Source organism: Tropicimonas sp. TH_r6 (assembly GCF_033101155.1).
GTDB lineage: Bacteria > Pseudomonadota > Alphaproteobacteria > Rhodobacterales > Rhodobacteraceae > Tropicimonas.
On record NZ_JAWMPX010000042.1, the window covers coordinates 1 to 22,370 of the forward strand.

General features: G+C 63.9%; 22 protein-coding genes, 2 tRNA genes and 1 pseudogene. 18 read left to right on the forward strand and 7 right to left on the reverse strand.

The features are described 5' to 3' along the window. The 4 genes from R3X27_RS23630 to R3X27_RS23645 all read left to right on the forward strand — a co-directional run. Positions 1–195, forward strand: a 195-nt coding sequence (locus R3X27_RS23630) for a biotin/lipoyl-containing protein (RefSeq protein WP_317711374.1), incomplete at its 5' end; no start/stop codon positions are given. 15 nt (positions 196–210) lie between these two features. Further along, positions 211–1,362, forward strand: a complete 1,152-nt coding sequence (locus R3X27_RS23635) for a sodium ion-translocating decarboxylase subunit beta (protein WP_411572532.1) — start codon at positions 211–213, stop codon at positions 1,360–1,362. Between the two features lie 247 nt (positions 1,363–1,609). Next, positions 1,610–2,779: a MalY/PatB family protein gene (locus tag R3X27_RS23640; protein ID WP_317711375.1), complete on the forward strand. Its 1,170-nt coding sequence runs from the start codon at positions 1,610–1,612 to the stop codon at positions 2,777–2,779. A 10-nt stretch (positions 2,780–2,789) separates the two neighbouring features. Beyond that, positions 2,790–3,332: a murein L,D-transpeptidase family protein gene (locus R3X27_RS23645; protein WP_317711376.1), complete on the forward strand. Its 543-nt coding sequence runs from the start codon at positions 2,790–2,792 to the stop codon at positions 3,330–3,332. A 178-nt stretch (positions 3,333–3,510) separates the two neighbouring features. Here R3X27_RS23645 and R3X27_RS23650 read toward each other — a convergent pair whose 3' ends face one another. Continuing rightward, positions 3,511–3,972, reverse strand: a complete 462-nt coding sequence (locus tag R3X27_RS23650; protein WP_317711377.1) for a Hint domain-containing protein — start codon at positions 3,970–3,972, stop codon at positions 3,511–3,513. A 221-nt stretch (positions 3,973–4,193) separates the two neighbouring features. Here R3X27_RS23650 and R3X27_RS23655 point away from each other — a divergent pair. From R3X27_RS23655 to R3X27_RS23665, 3 genes are all read left to right on the forward strand, one after another. Then, positions 4,194–4,278, forward strand: a tRNA-Leu gene (locus tag R3X27_RS23655). Between the two features lie 89 nt (positions 4,279–4,367). Beyond that, positions 4,368–5,705: a trigger factor gene (tig, locus tag R3X27_RS23660; protein WP_317711378.1), complete on the forward strand. Its 1,338-nt coding sequence runs from the start codon at positions 4,368–4,370 to the stop codon at positions 5,703–5,705. Between the two features lie 79 nt (positions 5,706–5,784). Beyond that, the gene (locus R3X27_RS23665) at positions 5,785–6,384 is read left to right on the forward strand and encodes a GNAT family N-acetyltransferase (RefSeq protein ID WP_317711379.1); all 600 of its coding nucleotides are present in this window, start codon (positions 5,785–5,787) and stop codon (positions 6,382–6,384) included. 92 nt (positions 6,385–6,476) lie between these two features. Here the strand turns inward: R3X27_RS23665 and R3X27_RS23670 are convergent, their stop codons facing one another. Then, positions 6,477–7,778 carry an HlyC/CorC family transporter gene (locus R3X27_RS23670; RefSeq protein WP_317711380.1) on the reverse strand — a complete coding sequence of 434 codons (1,302 nt, stop codon included), beginning with the start codon at positions 7,776–7,778 and terminating at the stop codon, positions 6,477–6,479. Positions 7,779–7,945: 167 nt separating this feature from the next. Here R3X27_RS23670 and R3X27_RS23675 point away from each other — a divergent pair, with 167 nt between their 5' ends. From R3X27_RS23675 to R3X27_RS23685, 3 genes are read left to right on the forward strand one after another with little or no spacing between them, the layout of a single operon-like run. Beyond that, positions 7,946–8,395 carry a PaaI family thioesterase gene (locus R3X27_RS23675; RefSeq protein ID WP_317711381.1) on the forward strand — a complete coding sequence of 150 codons (450 nt, stop codon included), beginning with the start codon at positions 7,946–7,948 and terminating at the stop codon, positions 8,393–8,395. After that, complete coding sequence (locus R3X27_RS23680; RefSeq protein WP_317711382.1) at positions 8,392–8,898, forward strand: PaaI family thioesterase; 507 nt, start codon at positions 8,392–8,394, stop codon at positions 8,896–8,898. Before R3X27_RS23675 ends, R3X27_RS23680 begins: the two co-directional genes overlap by 4 nt. Continuing rightward, positions 8,891–10,225, forward strand: coding sequence for an MATE family efflux transporter (locus R3X27_RS23685; RefSeq protein ID WP_317711383.1), 1,335 nt, complete (start codon positions 8,891–8,893; stop codon positions 10,223–10,225). Before R3X27_RS23680 ends, R3X27_RS23685 begins: the two co-directional genes overlap by 8 nt. Positions 10,226–10,396: 171 nt before the next feature. On the opposite strand, the gene R3X27_RS23690 is transcribed toward R3X27_RS23685, so the two are convergent. Beyond that, entirely contained in the window at positions 10,397–11,443 is a 1,047-nt protein-coding gene (locus R3X27_RS23690) for a quinone-dependent dihydroorotate dehydrogenase (protein WP_317711384.1), read from the reverse strand. After that, complete coding sequence (locus tag R3X27_RS23695) at positions 11,440–11,778, reverse strand: DUF952 domain-containing protein (protein ID WP_317711385.1); 339 nt, start codon at positions 11,776–11,778, stop codon at positions 11,440–11,442. Before R3X27_RS23695 ends, R3X27_RS23690 begins: the two co-directional genes overlap by 4 nt. 121 nt (positions 11,779–11,899) lie before the next feature. Here R3X27_RS23695 and R3X27_RS23700 point away from each other — a divergent pair, with 121 nt between their 5' ends. Further along, a complete protein-coding gene (locus tag R3X27_RS23700) occupies positions 11,900–13,474 on the forward strand; it encodes a bifunctional metallophosphatase/5'-nucleotidase (protein ID WP_317711386.1) in 1,575 nt (524 codons plus the stop codon). A gap of 188 nt (positions 13,475–13,662) precedes the next feature. Here R3X27_RS23700 and R3X27_RS23705 read toward each other — a convergent pair whose 3' ends face one another. Then, on the reverse strand, positions 13,663–14,127 hold the full coding sequence (locus tag R3X27_RS23705; protein ID WP_411572533.1) for a putative adhesin: 465 nt from the start codon (positions 14,125–14,127) through the stop codon (positions 13,663–13,665). 364 nt (positions 14,128–14,491) lie between these two features. Between R3X27_RS23705 and R3X27_RS23710 the strand changes: the two genes are divergently transcribed. The 5 genes from R3X27_RS23710 to R3X27_RS23730 all read left to right on the forward strand — a co-directional run bounded on the left by R3X27_RS23710 (position 14,492) and on the right by R3X27_RS23730 (position 19,189). Beyond that, positions 14,492–14,818, forward strand: a complete 327-nt coding sequence (locus R3X27_RS23710) for a hypothetical protein (protein WP_317711388.1) — start codon at positions 14,492–14,494, stop codon at positions 14,816–14,818. Positions 14,819–14,885: 67 nt separating this feature from the next. Next, positions 14,886–16,172 (forward strand): homoserine dehydrogenase, encoded by a 1,287-nt coding sequence (locus tag R3X27_RS23715; protein ID WP_317711389.1) that lies wholly within the window; start codon positions 14,886–14,888, stop codon positions 16,170–16,172. Positions 16,173–16,301: 129 nt separating this feature from the next. After that, positions 16,302–17,264, forward strand: a complete 963-nt coding sequence (gene glpX / locus R3X27_RS23720) for a class II fructose-bisphosphatase (protein WP_317711390.1) — start codon at positions 16,302–16,304, stop codon at positions 17,262–17,264. Positions 17,265–17,268: 4 nt separating this feature from the next. Continuing rightward, on the forward strand, positions 17,269–19,020 hold the full coding sequence (recJ, locus tag R3X27_RS23725) for a single-stranded-DNA-specific exonuclease RecJ (RefSeq protein WP_317711391.1): 1,752 nt from the start codon (positions 17,269–17,271) through the stop codon (positions 19,018–19,020). A 94-nt stretch (positions 19,021–19,114) separates the two neighbouring features. Further along, positions 19,115–19,189: transfer RNA gene (locus tag R3X27_RS23730), tRNA-Glu, on the forward strand. 835 nt (positions 19,190–20,024) lie between these two features. On the opposite strand, the gene R3X27_RS23735 is transcribed toward R3X27_RS23730, so the two are convergent. Together R3X27_RS23735 and R3X27_RS23740 are read right to left on the reverse strand one after the other, a co-directional pair. Beyond that, positions 20,025–20,546: a hypothetical protein gene (locus tag R3X27_RS23735; RefSeq protein ID WP_317711392.1), complete on the reverse strand. Its 522-nt coding sequence runs from the start codon at positions 20,544–20,546 to the stop codon at positions 20,025–20,027. A 221-nt stretch (positions 20,547–20,767) separates the two neighbouring features. Next, positions 20,768–20,848: pseudogene (locus R3X27_RS23740) on the reverse strand (IS6 family transposase); the annotation flags it as partial. Between the two features lie 196 nt (positions 20,849–21,044). Here R3X27_RS23740 and R3X27_RS23745 point away from each other — a divergent pair. Together R3X27_RS23745 and R3X27_RS23750 are read left to right on the forward strand one after the other, a co-directional pair. Further along, entirely contained in the window at positions 21,045–21,290 is a 246-nt protein-coding gene (locus R3X27_RS23745) for a hypothetical protein (RefSeq protein ID WP_317711393.1), read from the forward strand. A gap of 80 nt (positions 21,291–21,370) precedes the next feature. After that, positions 21,371–22,312: a substrate-binding domain-containing protein gene (locus R3X27_RS23750; protein WP_317711394.1), complete on the forward strand. Its 942-nt coding sequence runs from the start codon at positions 21,371–21,373 to the stop codon at positions 22,310–22,312. The last annotated feature ends 58 nt before the right edge of the window (positions 22,313–22,370 follow it).

Here is a 22,370-nt window from a genome sequence, read left to right on the forward strand (position 1 = left end):
CCGCTGGCCGGCACCGTGGTCTCCGTCGACGTTTCCGTCGGTCAGAAGGTCAGCCAAGGTGACACGCTTCTGGTTCTCGAAGCCATGAAGATGAACACCAATATCGGCGCTCCCTCCGACGGCACCGTCACCGCCGTCAACGTGGCTGCCGGTGCAACCGTGACCGAGGGACAGGTCCTCGTCACCCTTTCCTAAGGAGGCACTCCTCCCATGGAAGCCACCACAACAGAAGAACTTACCGGGCTTGCGGAGCTCTGGTCACTGACTGCCTTCCCTGATCTCACCATTCAGATGGTGGTGATGTGGGTGGTCATTGCCGTACTCTTCTACCTCGCGGTCTGGAAACAGTACGAACCGCTCCTGCTCATCCCGATTGCCTTCGGGGCGCTGCTGGCCAACCTGCCGACGCAGGGCCTGGTCAACCTGCCTCACGGCGATCACCCGGGCGGGCTCTACTACTACATCTCGCTCGGCATCGAATACGAGATCTTCCCACCGCTCATCTTCCTGGGCGTCGGGGCACTGACCGACTTCGGTCCGCTGATCGCCAACCCGCGCACGCTGCTTCTCGGCGCCGCGGCCCAGTTCGGGGTCTTCGCGACCTTCCTGGGGGCGACCGCCATCGGCTTCACACCTGAAGAAGCTGGCGCTGTCGCTATCATCGGCGGTGCTGACGGTCCGACCTCGATCTTCCTGGCAAACAAGCTCGCGCCGCATCTGCTCGCGCCGATCGCGGTGGCCGCCTACAGCTACATGGCGCTGGTGCCGATGCTGCAGCCGCCGGTCATGCGGGCGCTGACGACCGAAGCGGAACGCAAGATCCGTATGAAGTCGCTGCGTCAGGTGTCTCGTCTCGAGAAGCTCATCTTTGCCGGCATGGTCACCATCGTCGTCATCCTGCTGGTTCCGGCCGCAGCTGCCCTGATCGGTATGCTGATGTTGGGCAACTTCCTGCGCGAAAGCCTCGTGGCCGAGCGTCTCGTGAAGGCCGCGCAGAACGAGCTGATCAACGTCGTGACCATCTTCCTGGGCACCTCGGTCGGTATCACGATGACGGGCGAAGCGTTCCTGAACGCCTCGACGCTGAAGATTCTCGGACTCGGCGTCATCGCATTTGGCATCGCCACGGCTTGCGGCGTTCTCATGGCCAAGGCAATGAACCTCTTCAGCAAGAACAAGATCAACCCGTTGATCGGTTCTGCAGGGGTTTCCGCCGTGCCCATGGCCGCGCGTGTCAGCCAGGTCGAAGGCCAGCGGGCTGATCCGGGCAACTTCCTGCTGATGCACGCCATGGGTCCGAACGTGGCCGGTGTGATCGGTACGGCTGTTGTCGCCGGCTACTTCATCGCCGCCTACGGCTAAGAGTGACAGGACGGGCGGCCAAGCGGTCGCCCGCGCCAAAAGAGGACGCCCCCGCCGGTATCCCGGTCGGGGGCGTTTTTCTTTTAGGCAAGGCCGCTTGGGTTCATCGCGCCCTGCGTCTCCGCGTGCTGCAATGAGAGGCAGTTTCCGGAGGCTGTCGCGGGAGCGCGGCCGCATGTACGGTTTGCCTTGCGCCCGCCGTCGGAGCGGCTAGCTTCGCCGCCAAGCAGAGAAGAGGTATCCCCCCATGTCTTTCGACGATGTTATCGACCGTTTCGGAACCCATTGCGCCAAGTGGGACATGATGGAGCCGATCTACGGCGTTCCGGCAGGGGACGGCATCTCCATGTGGGTCGCGGACATGGATTTCCGCCCGCCTCAGGTTGTTCAGCAAGCCATCGAGAAGATGGTTGCGCACGGGATCTACGGTTATTGGGGCGGCGAGACGGAGTATCGCGACGCGATCTGCTGGTGGATGCAGACCCGTCACGGCTGGTCGGTCGAACCGGACTGGATCTTCTCCACCCATGGGCTTGTCCATGGCACCGGCATGTGCGTCGACACCTGGACCGAACCCGGCGACGGCGTGGTGCTCATGACGCCGGTCTACCACGCCTTCGCCCGGGTGATCCGGGCCGCCGGGCGTGAGGTGGTCGAATGCGAGCTGGTCAACGAGAATGGCCGTTACGAGATGGATTTCGAGACCTGGGACGCCAAGATGACCGGGCGCGAAAAACTCCTCATCCTCTGTTCGCCGCATAATCCGGGCGGCCGGGTCTGGACCCGCGCGGAACTGGAAGGGGTCGCCGCCTTTGCGAAGCGCCATGACCTGATCCTCGTCTCCGACGAGATCCATCATGACCTCGTCTATCCGGGCCAGGACCACACGCCGATGGCGCTGATCGACGGCATCGAGGACCGTTTGGTCATGATGACCGCCACGACCAAGACCTTCAACATCGCCGGCACCCATACCGGCAACGTGATCATCCCCGACCCCGCGCTACGCAAGGCCTTCGGGGCGCGGATGGCCGGGCTTGGGCTCTCGCCGAACAGCTTCGGCATCGCCATGACCACGGCAGCCTATTCGCCAGAGGGCGCGGTCTGGGTGGACGAACTGGTGGCCTATCTCGACGGCAACCGGAAACTGCTGGACGACTCCGTCAACGCCATTCCCGGGCTGTCCTCGATGGCCATGGAATCGACCTATCTTGGCTGGGTCGATTTCTCTGGCACCGGGATGGATCGCGAGGAGTTCACGCGCCGCGTCGAGCAAGGCGCGCGGATCGCGGTCAATCACGGGCCGAGCTTCGGCAATGGCGGGGAGAATTTCCTGCGGTTCAATTTCGCCACGCCGCGCAGCGTCGTCGCGCAGGCGATGGAGCGCCTCGAAGCCGCCTTCGGTGACCTGCAGTGACGGGGAAGGCATGATCGGGTCGCTCGCGACCGTCGGGCTGACCGCCGCCTTCCTTGCGCCTGCGGGGGTGGTGGGCCATGCCGTCTGGCAGCATTACGCGCCCTGGGACCTGACGCCTCCGCGCACCCTGAGCGCAAAGGTCGACCGGATCGTGATCGACAAGGGGCTCCGGACCATGGCTGTCTATCGCGACGGCCAGATCCGGAAACGCTACAGCATTGCCCTCGGTTTCGCGCCGGATGGTGACAAGCTTCAACAGGGCGATGGCAAGACGCCGGAGGGGATCTATCGGATCGACCGCCGCAATGCCCAGAGCAGCTATCATCTCTCGCTCGGCATCGATTACCCGCGCGCCGAAGACCGGGCCGAGGCGGCGGAAAAGGGCGTCAGTCCGGGCGGCGACATTTTCATCCATGGTCAGCCGAACAGCGTGGCCGACAACATGATGATCCCGGGGGACTGGACTGCTGGCTGCGTTGCGCTGACCAATGCCGAGATCCAGGAATTGTTCAAATACACGCCGGTCGGCACCGAGGTCGAGATCCGTCCGTGATTGGCGGGCGGTGATTGACATGGAGCAAGGACGCTGGCGCGCAACGCCCTGATCTTCGTTGAACCTGTCTGGGACACAGCACATCGCGGCATCGGTGCCACGCCATTCTACGGGCGGAAGGCGGCACGGCTCCCGGTGATGCCCCTTTGAAAACCTGACGAACGTGCCGCCTGTCCGCTCAGCCGAACTCCAGTTCCAACCCGCCGGCATGCACGATCTCCGGGCCGCCGAAATCAAGCTGGACAAGCTGCACCGGTTCCGGCGGCTCGTGCCAGCGAAAAAGCGCGTCATCGACAAGCTCCCGAACCGCGAAAACCCCGTCCCGGTCCGCGCCCGCTGCCTTGCGCACCCTGAGCCGTTGATCCGGTGGGAGCAGGAGGAAATCCTCCGGCCGGGCGCGCCCGAGTGCATCCGGCGCAATCCGTACCATGCGTCCGGAATGCGCCACGGATATGGCCTGTCGAACCGCAACCGGCCCCTGGCCGCGCCGGATGACCCGGTCACCCGGCGATAGCAAACAGGCCGGAATCGGTCCATGTTCCGTGTAAAATGCAACAGAGGCGAGAATCCCCACATCCCCTTGCAACGCAACCGCGCGCGAAGGGCGCCGCAATGCGGCACCGAAAACTGACAATTTCATCTGGCTGCTCGTGCCTTTTTATCTCTTTATTTCATGGACTCTAGTCGATCCCGACCCACCTTCCGAGACATATCCACAGATTTTTCCACAGAACTGGCGGAGCGTTGCAAATCTGTGGTTTTTGTTCTCGCATCCGCCCTTCAGCCTTGCTAGAAGGGCGCGAATTTGGATCGGGCGGCTGCGGCGCTGAAATCGGCTCCGCGGTCTTTTCCGGTTTGAAAGCGGATGTGGCGGAACTGGTAGACGCACCAGATTTAGGTTCTGGCGCCGCGAGGCGTGGGGGTTCGAGTCCCTTCATCCGCACCAATAGGCGTTTTCATAGAAAACGCCCGCGCTGGCGCGGCCGAGTTGGCAGCCATATGCGGGCGCCCGAGTGAGGAAGGAAGAGAAGAGCCATGCAGGTCACCGAGACCCTGAACGAAGGCCTGAAGCGGGGCTACCAGATCACCATCACCGCCGATGAACTGGATGCCAAGGTCAATGAAAAGCTGGCCGAGGCGCAGCCCGGGATCGAGATGAAGGGCTTCCGCAAAGGAAAGGTTCCGATGGCCCTGCTCAAGAAGCAGTACGGGCCCCGCCTTCTCGGCGAAGCGATGCAGGAAAGCGTCGACGGCGCGATGTCCTCGCATCTCGAAGAGTCCGGCGATCGTCCGGCGCTTCAGCCCGAAATGAAGATGGAAGGCGAAGACTGGAAAGAGGGAGACGATGTGGTCGTCGCCATTTCCTACGAGAAACTGCCCGAGATCGAACAGCCCGAGCTGGCCCAGATCGCGCTCGACAAGATGGTCGTCGAGGCCGACGACGCGTCGATCGAGGAAGCGCTGAACGGGCTGGCCGAGCAAGCCAAGTCCTTCAAGGCCCGCCGCAAGGGCTCCAAGGCGAAAGATGGCGACCAGATCGTCATGGATTTCGTCGGCAAGGTTGATGGCGAGCCCTTCGAAGGCGGTTCCGCCGAGGACTTCCCGCTCGAGCTGGGGTCCGGCCAGTTCATCCCGGGCTTCGAGGAGCAACTCGTCGGCGTCAAGGTCAACGCGGAAGAGCCGATCGCTGTGACCGTGACCTTCCCCGAGGAATACCAGGCCGAGCACCTCGCCGGCAAGGAAGCCGTCTTCGATTGCACGATCAAGGAAATCAAGGCGCCCGCCGCGGCCGAGCTCGATGACGAGCTGGCCAAGCAGTTCGGCTCCGAGAGCCTCGACGCACTGAAGGCGCAGGTCAAGGAACGTCTGGAAGCCGAGTATACCGGCGCGGCTCGCGCGGTCATGAAGCGCTCGCTTCTGGACACGCTGGACGAGCTGGTCACCTTTGAGCTGCCGCCGACACTGGTGGAAGCCGAGGCCGGCCAGATCGCCCACCAGCTCTGGCATGAAGAGAACCCCGAGGTTGAAGGCCACGACCACGAGAAGGTCGAGCCGACTGAGGAGCATAACAAGCTCGCCGAGCGTCGCGTGAAGCTGGGCCTGCTGCTGGCCGAGATGGGTCAGAAGAACGAGATCCAGGTCTCGGATGCCGAGATGACCCAGGCGATCCTCACCCAGGCCCGCCAATACCCGGGCAAGGAGCGCGAGTTCTTCGAGTTCGTGCAGCAGAACCAGCAGGTTCAGCAGCAACTGCGCGCGCCCCTCTTCGAGGACAAGGTCGTCGACTACATCTTCGAACTGGCCACGATCACCGAGGTCGCCTCGGACAAGGACAAGCTGAAGGAAGCCGTCGAGGCGCTCGAGACCGAGTGATCCTTCGCTGACGATGTTACGGGAAGGCCGCTCCATTTCGGGGCGGCCTTTTCCTTTTCCGGTAGCAAGGAGCAGGAAAATGCAGCTGGAAGACGGTTTCCATGATGTTCCGGCCGGCAAGCTTGCCACGGTCGTGACCTGGCTGGAGATGCGCGCGGTCCCCGCGCCACGGCCCGCTCCGGACCGGGACGACCTGTCGCTGCGCCGGGTCGAGACGCCGGGGATCGAGTGGTATCGCACCGTCTTTCGCAGGGTCGGCGCGGAGGACTGGCTCTGGTTCTCGCGGCTGGTCATGCCGGAGGCGGCACTGGCCGTGATCCTTCATGACCCGGGGGTCGAGGTCTACGCGCTGCGACACGGTGGCGAAGACACTGGATTGCTGGAGCTGGATTTCCGGGAAGACGGCGCCTGTGAGCTGACCTTTTTCGGCATTTCCTCCGAGCTGATCGGCGCCGGCGCCGGGCGCTGGCTGATGAACCGCGCGCTGGAGATTGCATGGTCGCGTCCGATCACCCGGTTTCATCTGCATACCTGCACGCTGGATCACCCGGCGGCGCTGGATTTCTACCGTCGCAGTGGGTTCACCGCGATCCGCAGGCAGGTCGAGATCGCCGATGACCCGCGCCTGACCGGGCATCTCGATGCGCGGTCCGCGCAGCAGATCCCGATTATCCGGTAAATCGAGAGGCCGGGATTGCCCGGCTTGACCGTCTCTCCAGTCGCGTGCAGCAAGGACGGCTGCGCACCGGACCGTCGAGAGCGCGCGGCCGTTCAGAGCGGGCGGATTTTCAGCCGCGTCAGCCGGTTTTGCTCCCGAGCGATCACTTCGAAGCGGAAGCCGTGGAAGGAGAAGACCTGCCCCTGGGTCGGAATCGATTGCGCCTCGTGGATCACCAGCCCGGCAATCGTGTTTGCTTCCTCATCGGGCAGCGACCAGTCCGTTGCCCGGTTCAGATCGCGGATCGTCATCGCCCCGTCGACGAGATAGTCGCCGGTCTCGGTTGGCCGCAGCGGGTTCTCCTCATCGAGGTCGAACTCGTCCGTGATCTCGCCGACGATCTCCTCGAGGATGTCCTCCAGTGTGATCAGCCCCTCCAGCGCGCCATATTCATCCACAACCAGCGCAAAATGCGTGTGGCGGCGCAGGAACTCGCGCATCTGGTCGTCCAGCGTCGTCGTCTCGGGGACGAAATAGGGCTCCTTGGCGATCTCCATTACGCGAAATTCCGAGAGACCGCCCTCGACCGACTCCGCCCCGCGCAGCAGCCTGTCCATCTCGCGCAGCACATCCTTGGCATGGACGACGCCGACGATATTCTCCGGTTCCTCGCGGAAGACCGGCAGCCGGGTATAGGAAGAGGCCAGGACCTTTGTCACGATGGCTTCCGGCGCGGCTTCGGCGTCGATCATCTCGATCTGGGAGCGGTGAAGCATGATCTCGTCCACCATCCGCTCGCCGAGGTCGAGCGCGCCGAGCAGCCGGTCGCGATCTTCCTTCTCCACCACGCCTTCGGAATGGCCGATCGCCAGCGCGCCGACGATCTCCTCGCGCACGGAGAGCATCGTGTCGGGGTCCACCTTCATGCCGAAGAGGCGCAGTACGAAGCGGACCACAACCCGGACGATCGAAACGATGGGCGAGAGCGCCGATATGACCGGGCCGATGATCGGCGCGGAGCGGGCCGCGGCCTTCTCGGGATCGTTGATCGAATAGGTCTTGGGCAGGACCTCCGCGAAAATCAGCACCAGCAGCGTCATCACCAGCGTCGCCAGCGCGACGCCGCTATCGCCGAACGCGGCGGTAAAGGCGGATGTGGCCAGAGAGGTGGCGAGGATGTTGACGAGGTTGTTGCCCAGCAGAATGCCGCCGATCACCCGCTCGTTGTCCTCCTTGAGCACCAGCGCGGTGTGGGCGCCCTTGGATCCCTTGTCGGCCATCGAGTGCAGCTTGCCGCGCGACGCGGCGGTCAGGGCCGTCTCGGAGCCGGAAAAGAAGCCGGACAGGACGAGCAGGAAGAATATCCCCGCTGCGGTGATCCAGAAGGTCGGGTCGAAAGTGGCTGCGTTTTCCATCAGGTCGATCTGCTTGTTCCTTTGCAACTCTTATGGGCAGCGCTGCGGGCAGGCGCAAGCGTGGAGCGGGCGCCTCGGGCAGTGTGCAGGAGGGCAGGGACGGGGGTTGCACGCTTCCTTGCCGGGGCCGATAAGGGCGCGTGCACAACCGGACAAGGGGCAGGCCCATGCAGTTCGACAAGATCGCCCGGCAGATGATCGAAGCGCTTCCCTTCTCGAAGGCGCTCTCGATGCGGCTGGAAGAGATCGAGCCGGGGCGCGCGGTGATTTCCATGCCCTGGGACGATCGACTCGTCGGCGATCCGCGCACCGGCGTGATCCATGGCGGCGCCGTCAGCGCGCTGATGGACACCACCGCCGGCGCCACTGTCATGGCGCGCCCCGACGGTCCCGGTATCACCGCCACCATCGACCTGCGGATCGATTACATGCGTCCGGCACGCCCCGGCCAGCGCCTGCGCTGCGAGGCACATTGCTATCACGCCACGCGCTCCGTCGCCTTCGTGCGCGCGGTGACGCGGGACGAGGAGGAGAGCGAGGTCCCCGTTGCCACGGCCACTGGCGCCTTCACCTTCGATAAGATGGACAAGGACGGCAAGGCGGGGGTGGACAAATGAACGCGAAGAAGCCCGAACCTGTCCAGGTGATCAAGGAGCGGCGCGACAAGGCGCTATGGGCCCTGGTGCAAGGCGTGCCTTATATCAGCTTTCTCGGCATCCAGTTCGACCGCAAGGGCGACGAGTTGACCGCGATCCTGCCCTATGCCGAGGCGCATATCGGCAACCCGACCCTGCCGGCCCTGCATGGCGGCGCGACGGCTTCCTTCCTGGAGGTCACGGCGATCATCGGGCTTGGCTGGGCGATCCTCTGGGAGGAGATCGAGTCGGGCCGGGTCGATCCGGCAGAGATCGGGCCGGATCGCCTGCCGCGCCTGCCCAAGACCATCGATTTCACCGTCGATTACCTGCGCACCGGCCTGCCGCGCGACGCCTATGCCCGCGCCCGGGTCAATCGCTCGGGCCGTCGCTACGCCTCGGTCCATGTCGAGGCCTGGCAGGACAACCGCGCCCGGCTCTTTGCCCAGGCGACGGGGCATTTCCTGATGCCGGCCCGTGGCTGAGGCAGCAGTGCCCGTTTCGGGCGCGGATACGATCACCCATCGGCGGATCCTGTCCATCGCGTTGCCGATCGTTCTGTCCAATGCCACCGTGCCGATCCTCGGTATCGTCGATACTGGTGTCGTCGGGCAGATGGGCCAGGCCGCTCCCATCGGCGCGGTCGGGATCGGCGCGATTATCCTGACATCGATCTACTGGGTGTTCGGCTTCCTGCGTATGGGCACGACGGGCATGGTCGGACAAGCGCGCGGGGCAGGGGACAGGCCGGAGGTTGCCGTCCTGCTGGTCCGGGCGCTGATGCTGGCGGTGCTGGCTGGCGGCGCCATGATCCTGTGTCAGGGGCTGCTCTTCGCCGGTGCCTTCCGCATTTCGCCCGCATCTGCGGAGGTCGAGGCGCTGGCGCGGCAATACATGTCGATCCGGATCTGGTCGGCCCCGGCCGCCATCGCGCTTTACGGGCTGACCGGCTGGCTCATCGCGCTGGAGCGGACGCGGGCGGTTCTGGTCCTGCAGGTGACGATGAACGGGGTCAACATCGCGCTCGACCTGATCTTTGTGCTCGGGTTCGACTGGGGCGTGCAGGGGGTCGGGCTGGCGACCTTTCTTGCGGAGTGGTCTGGTGTCGTGTTGGGGCTCTGGCTCTGCCGGGAGGCTTTCTCGGGTGGCTACTGGCGCGACCGGGCGCGGGTATTCGACCGGGCACGGCTGGCGCATATGGCGGTGGTCAATACCGACATCCTGATCCGGTCTCTTCTTTTGCAGGCGATCTTCGTCTCCTTCCTCTTTTTCGGTGCCGATCTTGGCGACGTGACGCTGGCGGCGAACCAGGTGCTGCTGCAATTCCTGCAGGTAACGGCCTTCGCGATGGACGGCTTTGCCTTTGCGGCTGAGGCGCTGGTGGCGCAGGCGATGGGGCAGCGCAGCCGCGCGGCGTTGCGGCGTTCGGCGATCCTGTCCGGACAATGGGGGCTGGTCAGCGGGCTGGTTCTGGCGCTGGCCTTCGCGCTGGCGGGCAGCGCGATCATCGACATCATGACCACGGCGGCGGATGTGCGCGCCGAAGCGCGGATCTACCTGCCCTGGATGGTGGCCGCGCCGCTTCTGGGCGCGGCGCCCTGGATGCTGGACGGGATCTTCATTGGCGCGACCCGCACACGGGACATGCGCAACATGATGCTGCTCTCGGCGCTCTGCTATGCGCTGGCCCTTTGGGCGCTGATGCCGCTCTTCGGCAATCACGGGCTTTGGGCGGCGCTGATCCTGTCATTCCTCGCACGTGGGGCGACGCTGGGTTGGCGCTACCCGTCGCTGGAGCGAAGTGTGAGGTGAGTGGAACGCAGTGAGCCAATAGCGTTCAATGGAACAGAGCGCTGATGGGCACGAAACAAGGCGAAGCCGCCGTGCCAGCGCCGGACCGTCCCGGCGGTATGGGGCTGGCATGGCTACCGTTCTTGCGTTTTGTGACCGCAGCGAATGGCCGCAAAACCCGCAACCCGAACCTTAGCGCCCGGTGCCGACGGCTTCCGCGACCGACGCGAAACCGTCCCGTTCCAACAGCGCCTCGAGATCCCGCAGGATCGTCGCCACCAGCGAGAGGCCGCCATAGACCAGCGCGGAATAGATCTGCAGCGCCGAGGCGCCGGCCCGGATCTTCGCATAGGCCTGTTCGCCGGTCGCTATCCCGCCCACGCCGACAAGTGGGATCTTTCCGCCAGTCTCGGAAAAGAGCCGCGCCAGCACGGCAGTCGATTTCTCGAACAGCGGCGCGCCGGACAGCCCGCCCGTTTCCGAAGCATGGGCGCTCGTCAGCCCCTCGCGCGACAAGGTCGTGTTGGTGGCGACGATGCCGTCGATCCCGACCGTCCCCGCCACCTCCGCGATATCCGCGATCTCTGCCTCGTCAAGGTCCGGTGCGATCTTGAGGAAGATGGGAATCGGACGGGCTAGCCCATCCCGCGTCTCCAGTACACCGCGCAGAAGCGCTTCAAGCGCCGCCTTGCCCTGCAATTCGCGCAAGTTCTCGGTGTTGGGCGAAGAGACATTGACGGTGGCGAAATCGAGTTTCGGGCCACACCGCGCCAGCACGCGGGAGAAATCCTCGGCGCGGTCGGCGCTGTCCTTGTTGGCGCCGAGATTGAGACCGATCACCGCTTTTGCGGGGCGTGTCTCAAGTCGCGTCGCCATCGCCTCCATGCCTTCGTTGTTGAAGCCGAAGCGGTTGATAACGCCGCCATCCTCTGGCAGCCGGTAGAGGCGAGGCTTCGGATTGCCCTCCTGCGGGCGCGGCGTCGTCGCGCCGACCTCGAGGAAGCCGAACCCTGCTCGCGAAAGCGGCTCCAGCGCAACTGCGTTCTTGTCCATGCCGGCGGCCAGCCCCAGCGGGTTGGGCAGCGCGAGTCCGGCCAGATCGCAGCGCAACCGCGGCGAGGTGATCTCCCCGGGAAGTCGGGTCAGACCCATGTTCAAGGCCTTGAGCGCCACGCCATGCGCGGTTTCCGGGTCCAGCTGGCGAAAGGCGGCCATGCCGATCTGTTCCAGCCAGCTCATTTCATCTCCTCCGGAAAGACATGTCCCGACGCGCCCAGCGGCAACGGCCGATCCCAAAGCACATCCTCCATCGACAGCGTGCGATAGAGATGCGGGAAGAGCGCGCCACCGCGCGACGGCTCCCATGTCAGCTCCGGTCCGAGCGCCTCGCTGTCCAGCGCCAGGAGCACCAGCCCCTCTTCGCCAGCGAAATGCTTTGCCGCCGTTTCGGCAGCCTGCACGGCGGTCGAAAAATGGACAAAGCCGTCGGCGAGATCGACGGGGGCGCCATCGGTTTGCCCGGCGGCGCGGAAGGCCTCCCATTCGGGGGCGCGGAAAATCTTGTAGATCAGCATGGTGGCGATGTGCCCAAGCAAGCGCCCCGGGTCAAGCCACGGAGCGGTTTCCGTACCGAAAGGTTTGACGTAGCGCGCCCTAAGGGACAGTCTTGGGAAAAATACCAACTGGAGGTTCCCCATGTTCGCTCGTCTGCTCTGCTCGGCGGCTGCCCTTGCCACAATGGCTGGTGCTGCTTCGGCCGATTATACCCTGACCATTCTGCACACCAATGATTTCCATTCCCGCTTCGAGCCGATCAGCAAGTATGATTCGGGCTGTTCGGCCGAGGACAATACCGAAGGCAAATGCTTCGGCGGCTCCGCGCGGCTCGTGACGGCCGTGGAAGAGGCGAAGGCGCGGGCTGACAACCCGGTGCTTTTCGATGGCGGCGACCAGTTCCAGGGCTCGCTCTTCTACACCTATTACAAGGGCAAGGTCGCGGCCGAGTTCATGAACAAGCTCGGCTATGACGCGATGACGGTCGGCAACCATGAGTTCGACGACGGGCCGGAAGTTCTGCGCGGCTTCATGGATTCGCTCGATTTCCCGGTGCTGATGTCGAATGCCGATATCTCGGCCGAGCCGCTGCTGGCTGATGTGCTGCGGAAATCGACAGTGATCGAGCGCAATGGCGAGAAGATCGGCCTGATCGGCCTGACGCCCATCGACACCGATGAACTGGCCAGCCCCGGCCCGAACATCACCTTCACCGAGCCGGCGCAGGCCGTGCAGGGCGAAGTGGACCGGCTCACCGCCGAAGGCGTGAACAAGATCGTCGTTCTGAGCCACTCCGGTTACAAGGTCGATCTGGCCGTGGCCGAGGCGACCACCGGCGTCGACGTGATCGTGGGCGGCCATTCCAACACCTATCTCTCCAATGTCTCGGAGAAGGCGAAAGGCCCTTATCCGACCATGGTCGGCGACACGGCTATCGTGCAGGCCTATGCCTATGGCAAGTTCCTCGGCGAGTTGAAGGTCGTGTTCGACGACGAGGGCAAGATCAAGGAAGCCGTGGGCGAGCCGCTGGTCATGGACGCCTCGGTCGCAGAAAACGCTGATGCTGTGGCGCGGATTGCCGAACTGGCCGGGCCGCTCAACGAGATCCGCGAGAAGGTCGTGGCCGAATCCGCCGAGGCCATTGTCGGCGACCGGGATGTTTGCCGGGTGCAGGAGTGCGCCATGGGCAACCTTGTGGCCGACGCCATGCTGGACCGGGTCAAGGATCAGGGCGTGAGCATCGCCATCGCCAACTCCGGCGGGCTGCGCGCTTCCATCGATGCCGGTGAGGTGACGATGGGCGAGGTGCTGACCGTGCTGCCCTTCCAGAACACGCTCTCGACCTTCGAGATCTCGGGCCAGGTTGTGATCGACGCGCTCGAGAATGGCGTGAGCCAGGTCGAGGAGGTCAAGGGTCGCTTCCCGCAGGTTGCAGGTCTCAAATTCACTTGGGATCCGTCGGTCGCGCCGAATGAGGGCCGTATCCAGGAGGTCATGGTGATGGAGGGCGATGCCTGGGCGCCGATCGACCCGGCCAAGAGCTACATGGCTGTGTCCAACAACTACGTGCGTGGCGGTGGCGACGGCTACAAGATGTTTGTCGACGCGGCGAATGCCTATGATTTCGGCCCGGATCTCGCCGATGTCACGGCCGAGTACCTGGCCAAGGAAGGCCCCTACAAGCCTTACACGGATGGTCGTATCGCGACGAAGTGATCCCGATTGTTTTACGGGATTGAAAGCGGGGCGCTCATTGCGCCCCGCATTTCGTTTGGGGCGGGCAGCGCTTGTGGCCCGGGGAGCAATCCCGAAAGCCGTGGCCCGGCACCGCCGATACAAGCCTTTTTTGACCTTGATTGCCTAAGATGCCATCGGCAAGGGGCGTCATCGGATCTGTGCGCTGCCTACCCGATCTGAACGCGACAGGAGATCCAGAAAATCTCGTCGGCCGCCGCAACATATTGCAACAACTGGCTGAGATGCCAGGTCGCGCTTGGATCGGTGATGATCCAGCTTTCCGTGCTTTGGCGATCTCCGGCCTTGAAGATCCCGGACGCGGAACCGGTGGTGTCCTGCCACTCCGGCGCCGGCGACAGGGTATAGTTCCGGCACATCTCGCCTCCCGAGAGGGTTTGGGTCGCTTGCTCCCGCGCGGTCGCAATCGTTGCCGGGTTCATGAGCATGTTGAACAGGTCCCAGCCGCCGTAGAGAGCCTTCTTTTCTGGAACATAGAAATGCATCTTCATCCCGACAGGGAGCTTCACATGCGATGGTTCTCCCTGCGCGTTATGGCGGCCGAGCGCAGTTCCACTCGCGATTGCGGCGTATGAGTTATAAGACCCGTGCGTGGAAACGACCCATCCCGTCATTTGATGTCCCTTCTTTCAATCTGCATTCGCCCGGCAGCATGCCGGCGCTCTCAGGTTGAGGTGAATCCGGAAACCCATCAAGCCCGTTGGGCGTACCGTGGCACTGGTTGAACATCCGGCTACTGGCGGGGCGCGCGACAGCTGACCCTCGCTACACGCTTATCCTCGCGGGATGATCATGTTCCGCCGATTGCCTGTTTGGCGTCCTTTGCCAATGCGCGGCCTTGCTCCGAAGGAGACGATTGGCTCGGCAACAGGGCGCTGCGGCCGGGCATCGTCCGTGCAGCAAAGGTTCCTCCACGCGGCGACTTGCCCCCGGGGGGCGGGCTTGGATAGGGTGCGCACACCCTCTGCGGAGTCCGAGATGCGCGCTTCCTTTCCGATCCTCATTCCTGCCCTCGTCGCGCTGGCCGGCTGCGCCCAGTTCCCCGAGCTTGATGCAACCGTGACCGAAGAGGCGAGAGCCGCGCCGGCGCCGGAGCTTGTCGACAATTCGGTTGTCCTCGGTCCGGCTTCCGAGGCGATTCTGGACGAAGAGACACAGGCCGATATGGAAGCCCGGGCCGCGGCGCTGGAAGCGCGGGCAGAGGCGGCAAGCGGACCGGTGATATCGCCCGAAGAAAAGGCAGAGCTGCTCCGGCGGGCGGCGGCGCTTCGGGCCGAGGCGGCCCGCGTTGCACAGGAAAGCTGAACAGGCTAGGACTGCCCGGCCCGTGACAGGAGCGGGCGCGATTTGAGGCCATTACGGAGTAGCGATCATGACCCAACCCCTTCGCCTTGGCATTGCGGGGCTTGGCACCGTCGGCACCGGCGTGGTGAAGATCCTGCGCCAGAAGGCCAACCTTCTCTCGGCGCGCTGCGGTCGCCCTGTCGTGATCACCGCCGTGTCCGCTCGTTCAAAGGACAAGGATCGGGGCGTCTCGCTGGAAGGCTATGCCTGGGAAGATGATCCGGTCGCGCTGGCGCAACGCGCCGATGTCGATGTTTTCGTTGAGCTGATGGGCGGCTCCGAAGGCCCGGCCAAGGACGCGACCGAAGCCGCTATCGCCGCTGGCAAGGATGTCGTGACCGCGAACAAGGCGCTGCTGGCGCTGCACGGGCAGGCGCTGGCAGAGGCGGCGGAAGAGGCGGGACACGTGATCCGCTTCGAGGCGGCTGTTGCGGGCGGCATTCCGGTGATCAAGTCCCTGACCGAAGGGCTCGCGGGCAACGAGATCACCCGCGTGATGGGCGTGATGAACGGCACCTGCAACTACATCCTGACCCGGATGGAAGATGCCGGCTTGCCTTATGAGGAAGTCTTCGCCGAGGCCGACGCGCTCGGCTACCTGGAGGCCGACCCTAATCTCGACGTGGGCGGAATCGATGCCGGCCACAAGCTCTCGCTGCTCTCCGCCATCGCCTTTGGCACAAAGGTCGATTTCGAGGGCGTCGAGCTGGAGGGCATTCAGAAGCTCTCGATCGAAGACATCCGCACGGCGGCCCGCCTTGGCTATCGCATCAAGCTGCTCGGTGTGGCGCAGATGACCGGGCGCGGGCTGGAGCAGCGCATGTCGCCCTGCCTCGTGCCCGTGAACAGTCCGCTCGGGCAGCTCGAGGGCGGGACCAACATGGTCGTGCTCGAAGGCGATGCGGTCGGTCAGATTGTGCTGCGCGGCGCGGGAGCCGGTGAGGGGCCGACCGCCAGCGCCGTGCTGAGCGACGTGATCGAAATTGCGCGCGGCAGCCGCATCAGCACCTTTGGCCAGCCCGCCGCCGGTCTGGAAAAGGCCCGTCCGGCGCGCGCCGCAGCGCCCGCGCCCTTCTACCTGCGCATGACGCTGACCGACAAGCCGGGTGCGATGGCCAAAATCGCCACCGTGCTTGGCGAATCCGGAATCAGCATCGACCGTATGCGCCAGACCCGTCATGACAGCGCTCATGCGCCGGTCGTGATCGTCACCCACAAGACCAGCCGGGATTCGCTCGACACCGCGCTTTCGGGCTTCGCGGCGACCGGCGTGGTCGAAAGCGACCCGGTGGCGATCCGGATAGAAACGGTCTGACCTGCGGGTTCGGATTGGCTGTTTCTGGTATTTTCGGCCCTGCAGCGCTAACATGCTTGCATGCTGCAGTGCCGCACCGCTAGGCCCTCGGGAAGCCTTTTGAAGCCATTCTGACCTAGGAACATACCGATGCAGCATCCGCCCGAGTTTCATGACCGCATGCTTTCCCTTGCCCTGGCCCGCGTATCCGAGGCCGCCGCGATGGCCTCGGCGCATCTTATCGGCCATGGCGACGAGAAGGCCGCCGACCAGGCGGCCGTGAACGCGATGCGCAGCGAGCTCAACAAACTGGAGATCCGCGGCGTGGTGGTGATCGGCGAGGGCGAGCGCGACGAAGCACCGATGCTCTATATCGGCGAAGAGGTCGGCGAGGGGATCGGCCCGGAGGTCGATATCGCGCTGGACCCGCTGGAAGGCACCACGCTGACCGCGCTGGACATGCCCAACGCGCTGACCGTGGTCGCCATGGGCCCGCGCAACTCGATGCTGCACGCCCCCGATGTCTACATGGACAAGCTGGCCATCGGGCCGGGCTACGAAACGGACGTGGTGACGCTGGAGATGACCCCCACCGAGCGCGTGCATGCGCTGGCCAAGGCGCAAGGCTGCGAAACGCACGATATCAACGTCTGCATCCTGCAACGGGAACGCCATGAAGACCTGATCGCCGAGGTGCGCGCCACCGGCGCCGCGATCCGGCTCATCACCGATGGCGACGTTGCCGGTGTCATGCATTGCGCTGAGCCGCACAAGACAGGGATCGACATGTATATGGGGGCCGGCGGCGCGCCCGAGGGCGTTCTTGCGGCGGCGGCGCTGAAATGCATGGGCGGGCAGATGTATGGCCGGTTGACCTTCCGCAACGAGGACGAGATCGCCCGCGCCCGCAAGGCCGGCATCGAGGATCTCGACAAGATCTATTCGCGCGACGAGATGGTCACCCGCGACGTGATCTTTGCCGCTACCGGCGTGACCGATGGCAACCTGCTGCCCGGCGTGATCCGTGAGCCGCACTTGCTGACAACCGAAACCCTGCTGATGCGCTCCAAGACGGGTTCCGTCCGGCGCATCACCTATTCCAACCCGGTGTAACCATATGGCAGCGTTCCTTGGAGTCGAGCAATCCCTGACCGGCCGGAGATGGGTCGGTCCCGATGCTGAACAGGAGCGCCTCGCCGAAGCCATGGCACAAGCGACCGGCCTGCCCGGTGCGCTGTGCCATACGCTGGTCCGGCGCGGGGTTGTGCCCGAGGACGCCGCGGGCTTCCTTGAGCCGACGCTACGGGACCTGCTGCCTGACCCGCTGGTGCTCAAGGACATGGACAGGGCCGCCCCGCGCATCCTTGCCGCGGCCGAAGCGGGCGAGCGGATCGCGGTGTTCGGCGATTACGATGTCGATGGCGGCAGCTCTTCCGCGCTGCTGATCTGCTGGTTGCGCGCCATGGGTCGGCCCGCGACGCTCTATATCCCCGACCGGATCGACGAGGGCTATGGACCCAATGTTCCGGCTATGCGCAAGCTCGCGGCAGCGCATGACCTGATCATCTGTGTCGATTGCGGCACGCTGAGCCACGAGGCGCTGGCGGCGGCCGAAGGGGCCGATGTCATCGTTCTCGATCACCACCTGGGCGGCGAGACCCTGCCGCCCGCGCTTGCCGTGGTGAACCCCAATCGGCAGGACGAAACCGGCGATCTCGCGCATCTCTGCGCCGCCGGCGTGGTCTTCCTGCTTCTGGTTGAACTGAACCGGCTGCTGCGCGCCCGCGAGATCAAGGGACCGGATCTGATGGCGCTGTTGGACCTCGTGGCGCTGGCCACGGTGGCCGATGTCGCGCCCCTGCTGGGCGTCAACCGGGCGCTTGTACGCACGGGGTTAAAGGTCATGGCGCGGCGCGAGCGGGTGGGCCTGCGGGCGCTGGCCGATGTGGCCGGACTCTCCGAGGCCCCGCGTGCCTACCATCTGGGCTACCTGCTCGGCCCGCGCATCAATGCCGGTGGCCGCATCGGCAAGGCCGATCTCGGCGCACGGCTGCTGTCCACCGACGCGCCCGCCGAGGCGCAGGCCATCGCCGAACAGCTCGACGAACTCAATCGCGAACGTCGCGAAATCGAAGCCCGCGTGACCGAAGACGCGATGGCGCAAGCCGAGGCGCGCGGTACGGACGGATCGCTGGTCTGGGCGGCGGGCGAAGGCTGGCATCCGGGGGTGGTCGGCATCGTCGCCTCGCGGATGAAGGAGGCGACCAACCGGCCCTCCGTCGTGATCGGGCTGCATGAGGGCGAGGGCAAAGGATCGGGCCGCTCGGTCTCTGGCATTGACCTCGGTGCCTCGATCCAACGCGTTGCGCAGGAGGGGCTGCTGGTGAAAGGCGGCGGGCACAAGATGGCGGCGGGCCTGACCGTGGCCGAACCGCAACTTGAGGCCGCCATGGAGCGCCTGGCGGAGTTGCTTGCCAAGCAGGGTGCTGGGGCAGGGGGGCCGCGCGATCTCGTGCTCGATTCCCTGCTGATGCCGGGGGCGGCTTCGCTGGAACTTATCGAACAGCTCGAGACCGCCGGCCCCTTCGGCGCCTCAGCCCCGGCTCCTCGGTTTGCGCTGCCCGATATAGCCATTCGCCACGCCCGCCGGGTCGGCGAGAGCCATCTCAAGGTGAGTTTCGGCGACGAGATGGGTGCGCGTCTGGACGCGATCTGCTTCGGCGCTTTCGACACACCGCTGGGTCCGCGCCTTGAACGGCATGGCGGCGCACGCTTCCATCTCGCCGGGCGACTGGAGGTCAATGAGTGGAACGGCCGGCGCAGCCCGCAGCTCCGGCTGGAAGACGCTGCCGAGGCCGCGTCCAGCTGACCCAAGGCCGCGCCAGAAAGAAACTTGGCTATCGCCTGAGAAACCGCTTGCGCGCCCGCCCGGCCTTTTCTAAATAGCGCTTCATCGAGAGTACGGTCCGTTCGTCTATCGGTTAGGACGCCAGGTTTTCAACCTGGAAAGAGGGGTTCGATTCCCCTACGGACTGCCAATTCTTCCCAAAAATTGTTGTATTGTGGTGGCGTACACCCTCAGATGTCTCACGCTCGGGATGCCGTGGGACACCTTCGCCCTTGGCGCGCTTTTTCGTGGCCTCTGCGGCGAGCTTCCGGCGGTCGGATTTTCAGTGTTGATCTCAGTTTTCCTGGTCTGGGCATTGGCTTGGGCTGCGCCGATTTCTTAGACCGGCGCACCAGCCTCAGCCATCATCTCAGCGACGCCCTTGCGGATATCGTGCTGCGAGCGAGTCGTCTTCTTGACTGTCTCGCCCGGCTCGTGAAGGGTCAACTCGTTCTGACCTGCTCCCCGAAATCGCGGACGTTTACGGGGAGAAGGTCAGTTCGCAAGGATGTCTTGCATCGGGATCGAGACGAACTTCGGTCCCTTCTTTTTCGGCTGCCATTCGATGTGATGAATGCCACCGATCATCCTTTCGTTCCCTGAACCAAGAACCCAAGAAGCTCCGATCCGGTTGGCAAGGGCACATGACCCGCCACTCGTTCACCGCGCAGCGCAGGACCGGGGAGAGCCCATCTTGACCGATGATGCGGCAGTCACGAACTGGTAGAAAGCCGACCTTCCGGACCTTCGCTGCGTGAGCCCGGATAGCTATGGCGCCAGAACATTTCCCGGCGGCTCTTTCGAGAAACGGACATACGTTATTTCAAACGAAGAAGACCGCCTTTGGGGAGTTCCAACCGTCCCGGACCAAGCGAAGTGAACGGTCCGGCGTCGGTTTCGCAGAGTGAGCTCTGCCCGTGGGCTTTGGGGACGCAATCGGGCGACCGTCGGGCGCCACCCGATGGTGAGCGCCCGAAATTGGAGCGTTACACAGTCGAGACCATCTCTTCGGAAATATCCCAAAGCCTCTCCGCCGCCGTCTCATCAAGTGCGTAGGGTCGGACCTTGGTCATGTCTTCTGTACCCTCCTCCACCGGGGCGATCTGGACATCTGCCAGATAGGCACCGCCCATTCCGGTCAGTTCAGGCGCAGTGGCAGCATAGACCTGGGTCGCGGCACCTTGCGGGATTGATTTCATTGGGATTGTGCCGGCTTCCATGCCCTCGGCGAACATCGCCATATCTTCTTCGGTCATGTGTCGGGCAAGTTCGGTCTGTATCACTCCGGGATGGACAGAGAATGTCTCCGCACCTTTGGATTTGAGCCTTGCGTTCAGTCCCACTGCAAATAGCGCGTTCGCGGTCTTTGACTGACCGTAGGCCGCCCACTTGTCGTAATCCTTCGCCTTGAAACCGATGTCGTCGAACATGACTGGGGCGAAGTGATGTGCCGACGAACGCAGAGAGACCACGCGGCTCTCCGAGAAAAAAACGCGGGTCAGGAGCAACGCGGCGGTCGTTTCGAGATGGTGCTGTTCGCAGGAATGTCAGCCAGTGGTCGACAGAAAAGCATTGCGCCAAACCCCGCTTCGGACCTTTCAAGTTCGAACTTCGACAACAGGGGGGCTGGTTGGGCCTGCATTGCCGACGTCTCGGTCATCCGACGGACGGACGCAGATATGAACCCGTTAAATATCTGTCATTTCTCACTTCTTCCGGTTTGCGTCGCGAACCGGACGTAGAGCATCACGACCAGGCGAATGATCTCCGCCGATGTCTTGAAGTACTTGAACGGGGCGCGTTTCTTCATCCGCGGACGCTCCGCAGCCCCCCGCCCGGTCGCTAGCCAGGATCCCCTGACATCCCCCCCGGACAGCTCGATGGCCGATCATGTAAAATTGCAATCGGTTGCAAGTTTTCGTTGACGCAACGCGACTATTCGTCGAGCCTTCGGAGACATCGCAGGCTTCGGGAGGAAACCTGGGTGCGGGACTGACAGGGGAAACATGCCCGATTTCGAGTTGAACCAAGCCGCAATGCCAGAGACGCCGTTGGGCCAGATCCGCGAATTCGTGCGGGATCCGGGTCCTGTCGAGATGGAACTGCGTAAGGATCTGGAGGCCAAGCTGATCGCGCGGGTCAGGCCTCTGAGTGCTTTGCAGCCGCAACCTCGCGCCCTTGCCGACCCCGTCAAGGCGATGCGCAGGTCAGGTAATTTCAATTCCTCGCAGATGTGGTTGAGAGCCGCATGAAGCGAGGGTGAACAGCCTCGAAACAGGGGCTTTCCGGCAAAGAACAGGTGTGTGCCGGGCACCGATCAGGGAGGACACTCATGAAAAGAACTATTGTTGCCGCGACGGCGCTCATGTCCGTTATGAGCACTTCAGCGTTCGCGCTTGAAATCGGCGCGACGATCTCGCGTTTCGACGACAACTGGCTGACCGTCATGCGAAATGGTATGACAGAGCACGCCGACAGCCTTGATGGTGTCGAGCTGCAGATGGAGGACGCCACCGACGATCTCGCAAAGCAGATCGACCAGGTGAAAAACTTCGTGGCCTCGGGCGTTGACGCGATCATCGTGAACATCGTCGATACCTCGGCCGGCGCCGCCGTGACCGAAGCCGCCGGCGACGTGCCGCTGGTCTTCGTCAACCGCGAGCCCGACAACGTGAACGAGCTCCCCCCGACGCAAGCCTTTGTGGCGTCGAACGAGATTGAATCCGGCACGCTTTCGGCTTTCCAGATCTGTAACAATCTGCGGGCTGACGGGAAGGCCGGCGGTGCCCGTGGCTACCTGATGAACGGCCAGCTGTCGAACCAGGCGGCCGTTCAGCGTTCGAAGGATGTGCACGATGTCATCGGCATGGATATGTGCAACTTCATGACACTGATTGACGAGCAGACCGCCAATTGGTCCCGCGATGAAGCCCAGGACCTCATGACCAACTGGATGTCTTCGGGTGAGCCCTTCGATTTCGTTCTGGCCAATAACGACGAAATGGCTATCGGCGCGATCCAGGCGATGAAGGCAGGTGGCATGGACATGGCCGACGTACAGGTTGGCGGCGTCGACGCGAGCCAGGACGCCCTGGTTGCCATGCAATCCGGCGACTACGACGTCACCGTGTTCCAGGATGCCTTTGGTCAGGGCGCGGGCTCTGTCGATACGGCGATCGCGCTGACGAAAGGCGAAGACGTAGATCAGAAAGTCTACATCCCCTTCGTTCTTGTGACCCCGGCGAACATGGCCGATTTCCTCGACAAGAACTGAGTTCAATCAGAAGCAAATCGCAGGACGGAGCCGTTGGTTCCGTCCTGCAACGCTATGG

Bases quoted from the DNA above. Each gene is read 5' to 3' on its own strand.
- R3X27_RS23635 (WP_411572532.1), top strand. From the start codon at position 211: ATGGAAGCCACCACAACAGAAGAACTTACCGGGCTTGCGGAGCTCTGG.
- R3X27_RS23640 (WP_317711375.1), top strand. From the start codon at position 1,610: ATGTCTTTCGACGATGTTATCGACCGTTTCGGAACCCATTGCGCCAAG.
- R3X27_RS23645 (WP_317711376.1), top strand. From the start codon at position 2,790: ATGATCGGGTCGCTCGCGACCGTCGGGCTGACCGCCGCCTTCCTTGCG.
- R3X27_RS23650 (WP_317711377.1), bottom strand. From the start codon at position 3,972: ATGAAATTGTCAGTTTTCGGTGCCGCATTGCGGCGCCCTTCGCGCGCG.
- tig (WP_317711378.1), top strand. From the start codon at position 4,368: ATGCAGGTCACCGAGACCCTGAACGAAGGCCTGAAGCGGGGCTACCAG.
- R3X27_RS23665 (WP_317711379.1), top strand. From the start codon at position 5,785: ATGCAGCTGGAAGACGGTTTCCATGATGTTCCGGCCGGCAAGCTTGCC.
- R3X27_RS23670 (WP_317711380.1), bottom strand. From the start codon at position 7,778: ATGGAAAACGCAGCCACTTTCGACCCGACCTTCTGGATCACCGCAGCG.
- R3X27_RS23675 (WP_317711381.1), top strand. From the start codon at position 7,946: ATGCAGTTCGACAAGATCGCCCGGCAGATGATCGAAGCGCTTCCCTTC.
- R3X27_RS23680 (WP_317711382.1), top strand. From the start codon at position 8,392: ATGAACGCGAAGAAGCCCGAACCTGTCCAGGTGATCAAGGAGCGGCGC.
- R3X27_RS23690 (WP_317711384.1), bottom strand. From the start codon at position 11,443: ATGAGCTGGCTGGAACAGATCGGCATGGCCGCCTTTCGCCAGCTGGAC.
- R3X27_RS23695 (WP_317711385.1), bottom strand. From the start codon at position 11,778: ATGCTGATCTACAAGATTTTCCGCGCCCCCGAATGGGAGGCCTTCCGC.
- R3X27_RS23700 (WP_317711386.1), top strand. From the start codon at position 11,900: ATGTTCGCTCGTCTGCTCTGCTCGGCGGCTGCCCTTGCCACAATGGCT.
- R3X27_RS23705 (WP_411572533.1), bottom strand. From the start codon at position 14,127: ATGACGGGATGGGTCGTTTCCACGCACGGGTCTTATAACTCATACGCC.
- R3X27_RS23710 (WP_317711388.1), top strand. From the start codon at position 14,492: ATGCGCGCTTCCTTTCCGATCCTCATTCCTGCCCTCGTCGCGCTGGCC.
- R3X27_RS23715 (WP_317711389.1), top strand. From the start codon at position 14,886: ATGACCCAACCCCTTCGCCTTGGCATTGCGGGGCTTGGCACCGTCGGC.
- glpX (WP_317711390.1), top strand. From the start codon at position 16,302: ATGCAGCATCCGCCCGAGTTTCATGACCGCATGCTTTCCCTTGCCCTG.
- recJ (WP_317711391.1), top strand. From the start codon at position 17,269: ATGGCAGCGTTCCTTGGAGTCGAGCAATCCCTGACCGGCCGGAGATGG.
- R3X27_RS23745 (WP_317711393.1), top strand. From the start codon at position 21,045: ATGCCCGATTTCGAGTTGAACCAAGCCGCAATGCCAGAGACGCCGTTG.
- R3X27_RS23750 (WP_317711394.1), top strand. From the start codon at position 21,371: ATGAAAAGAACTATTGTTGCCGCGACGGCGCTCATGTCCGTTATGAGC.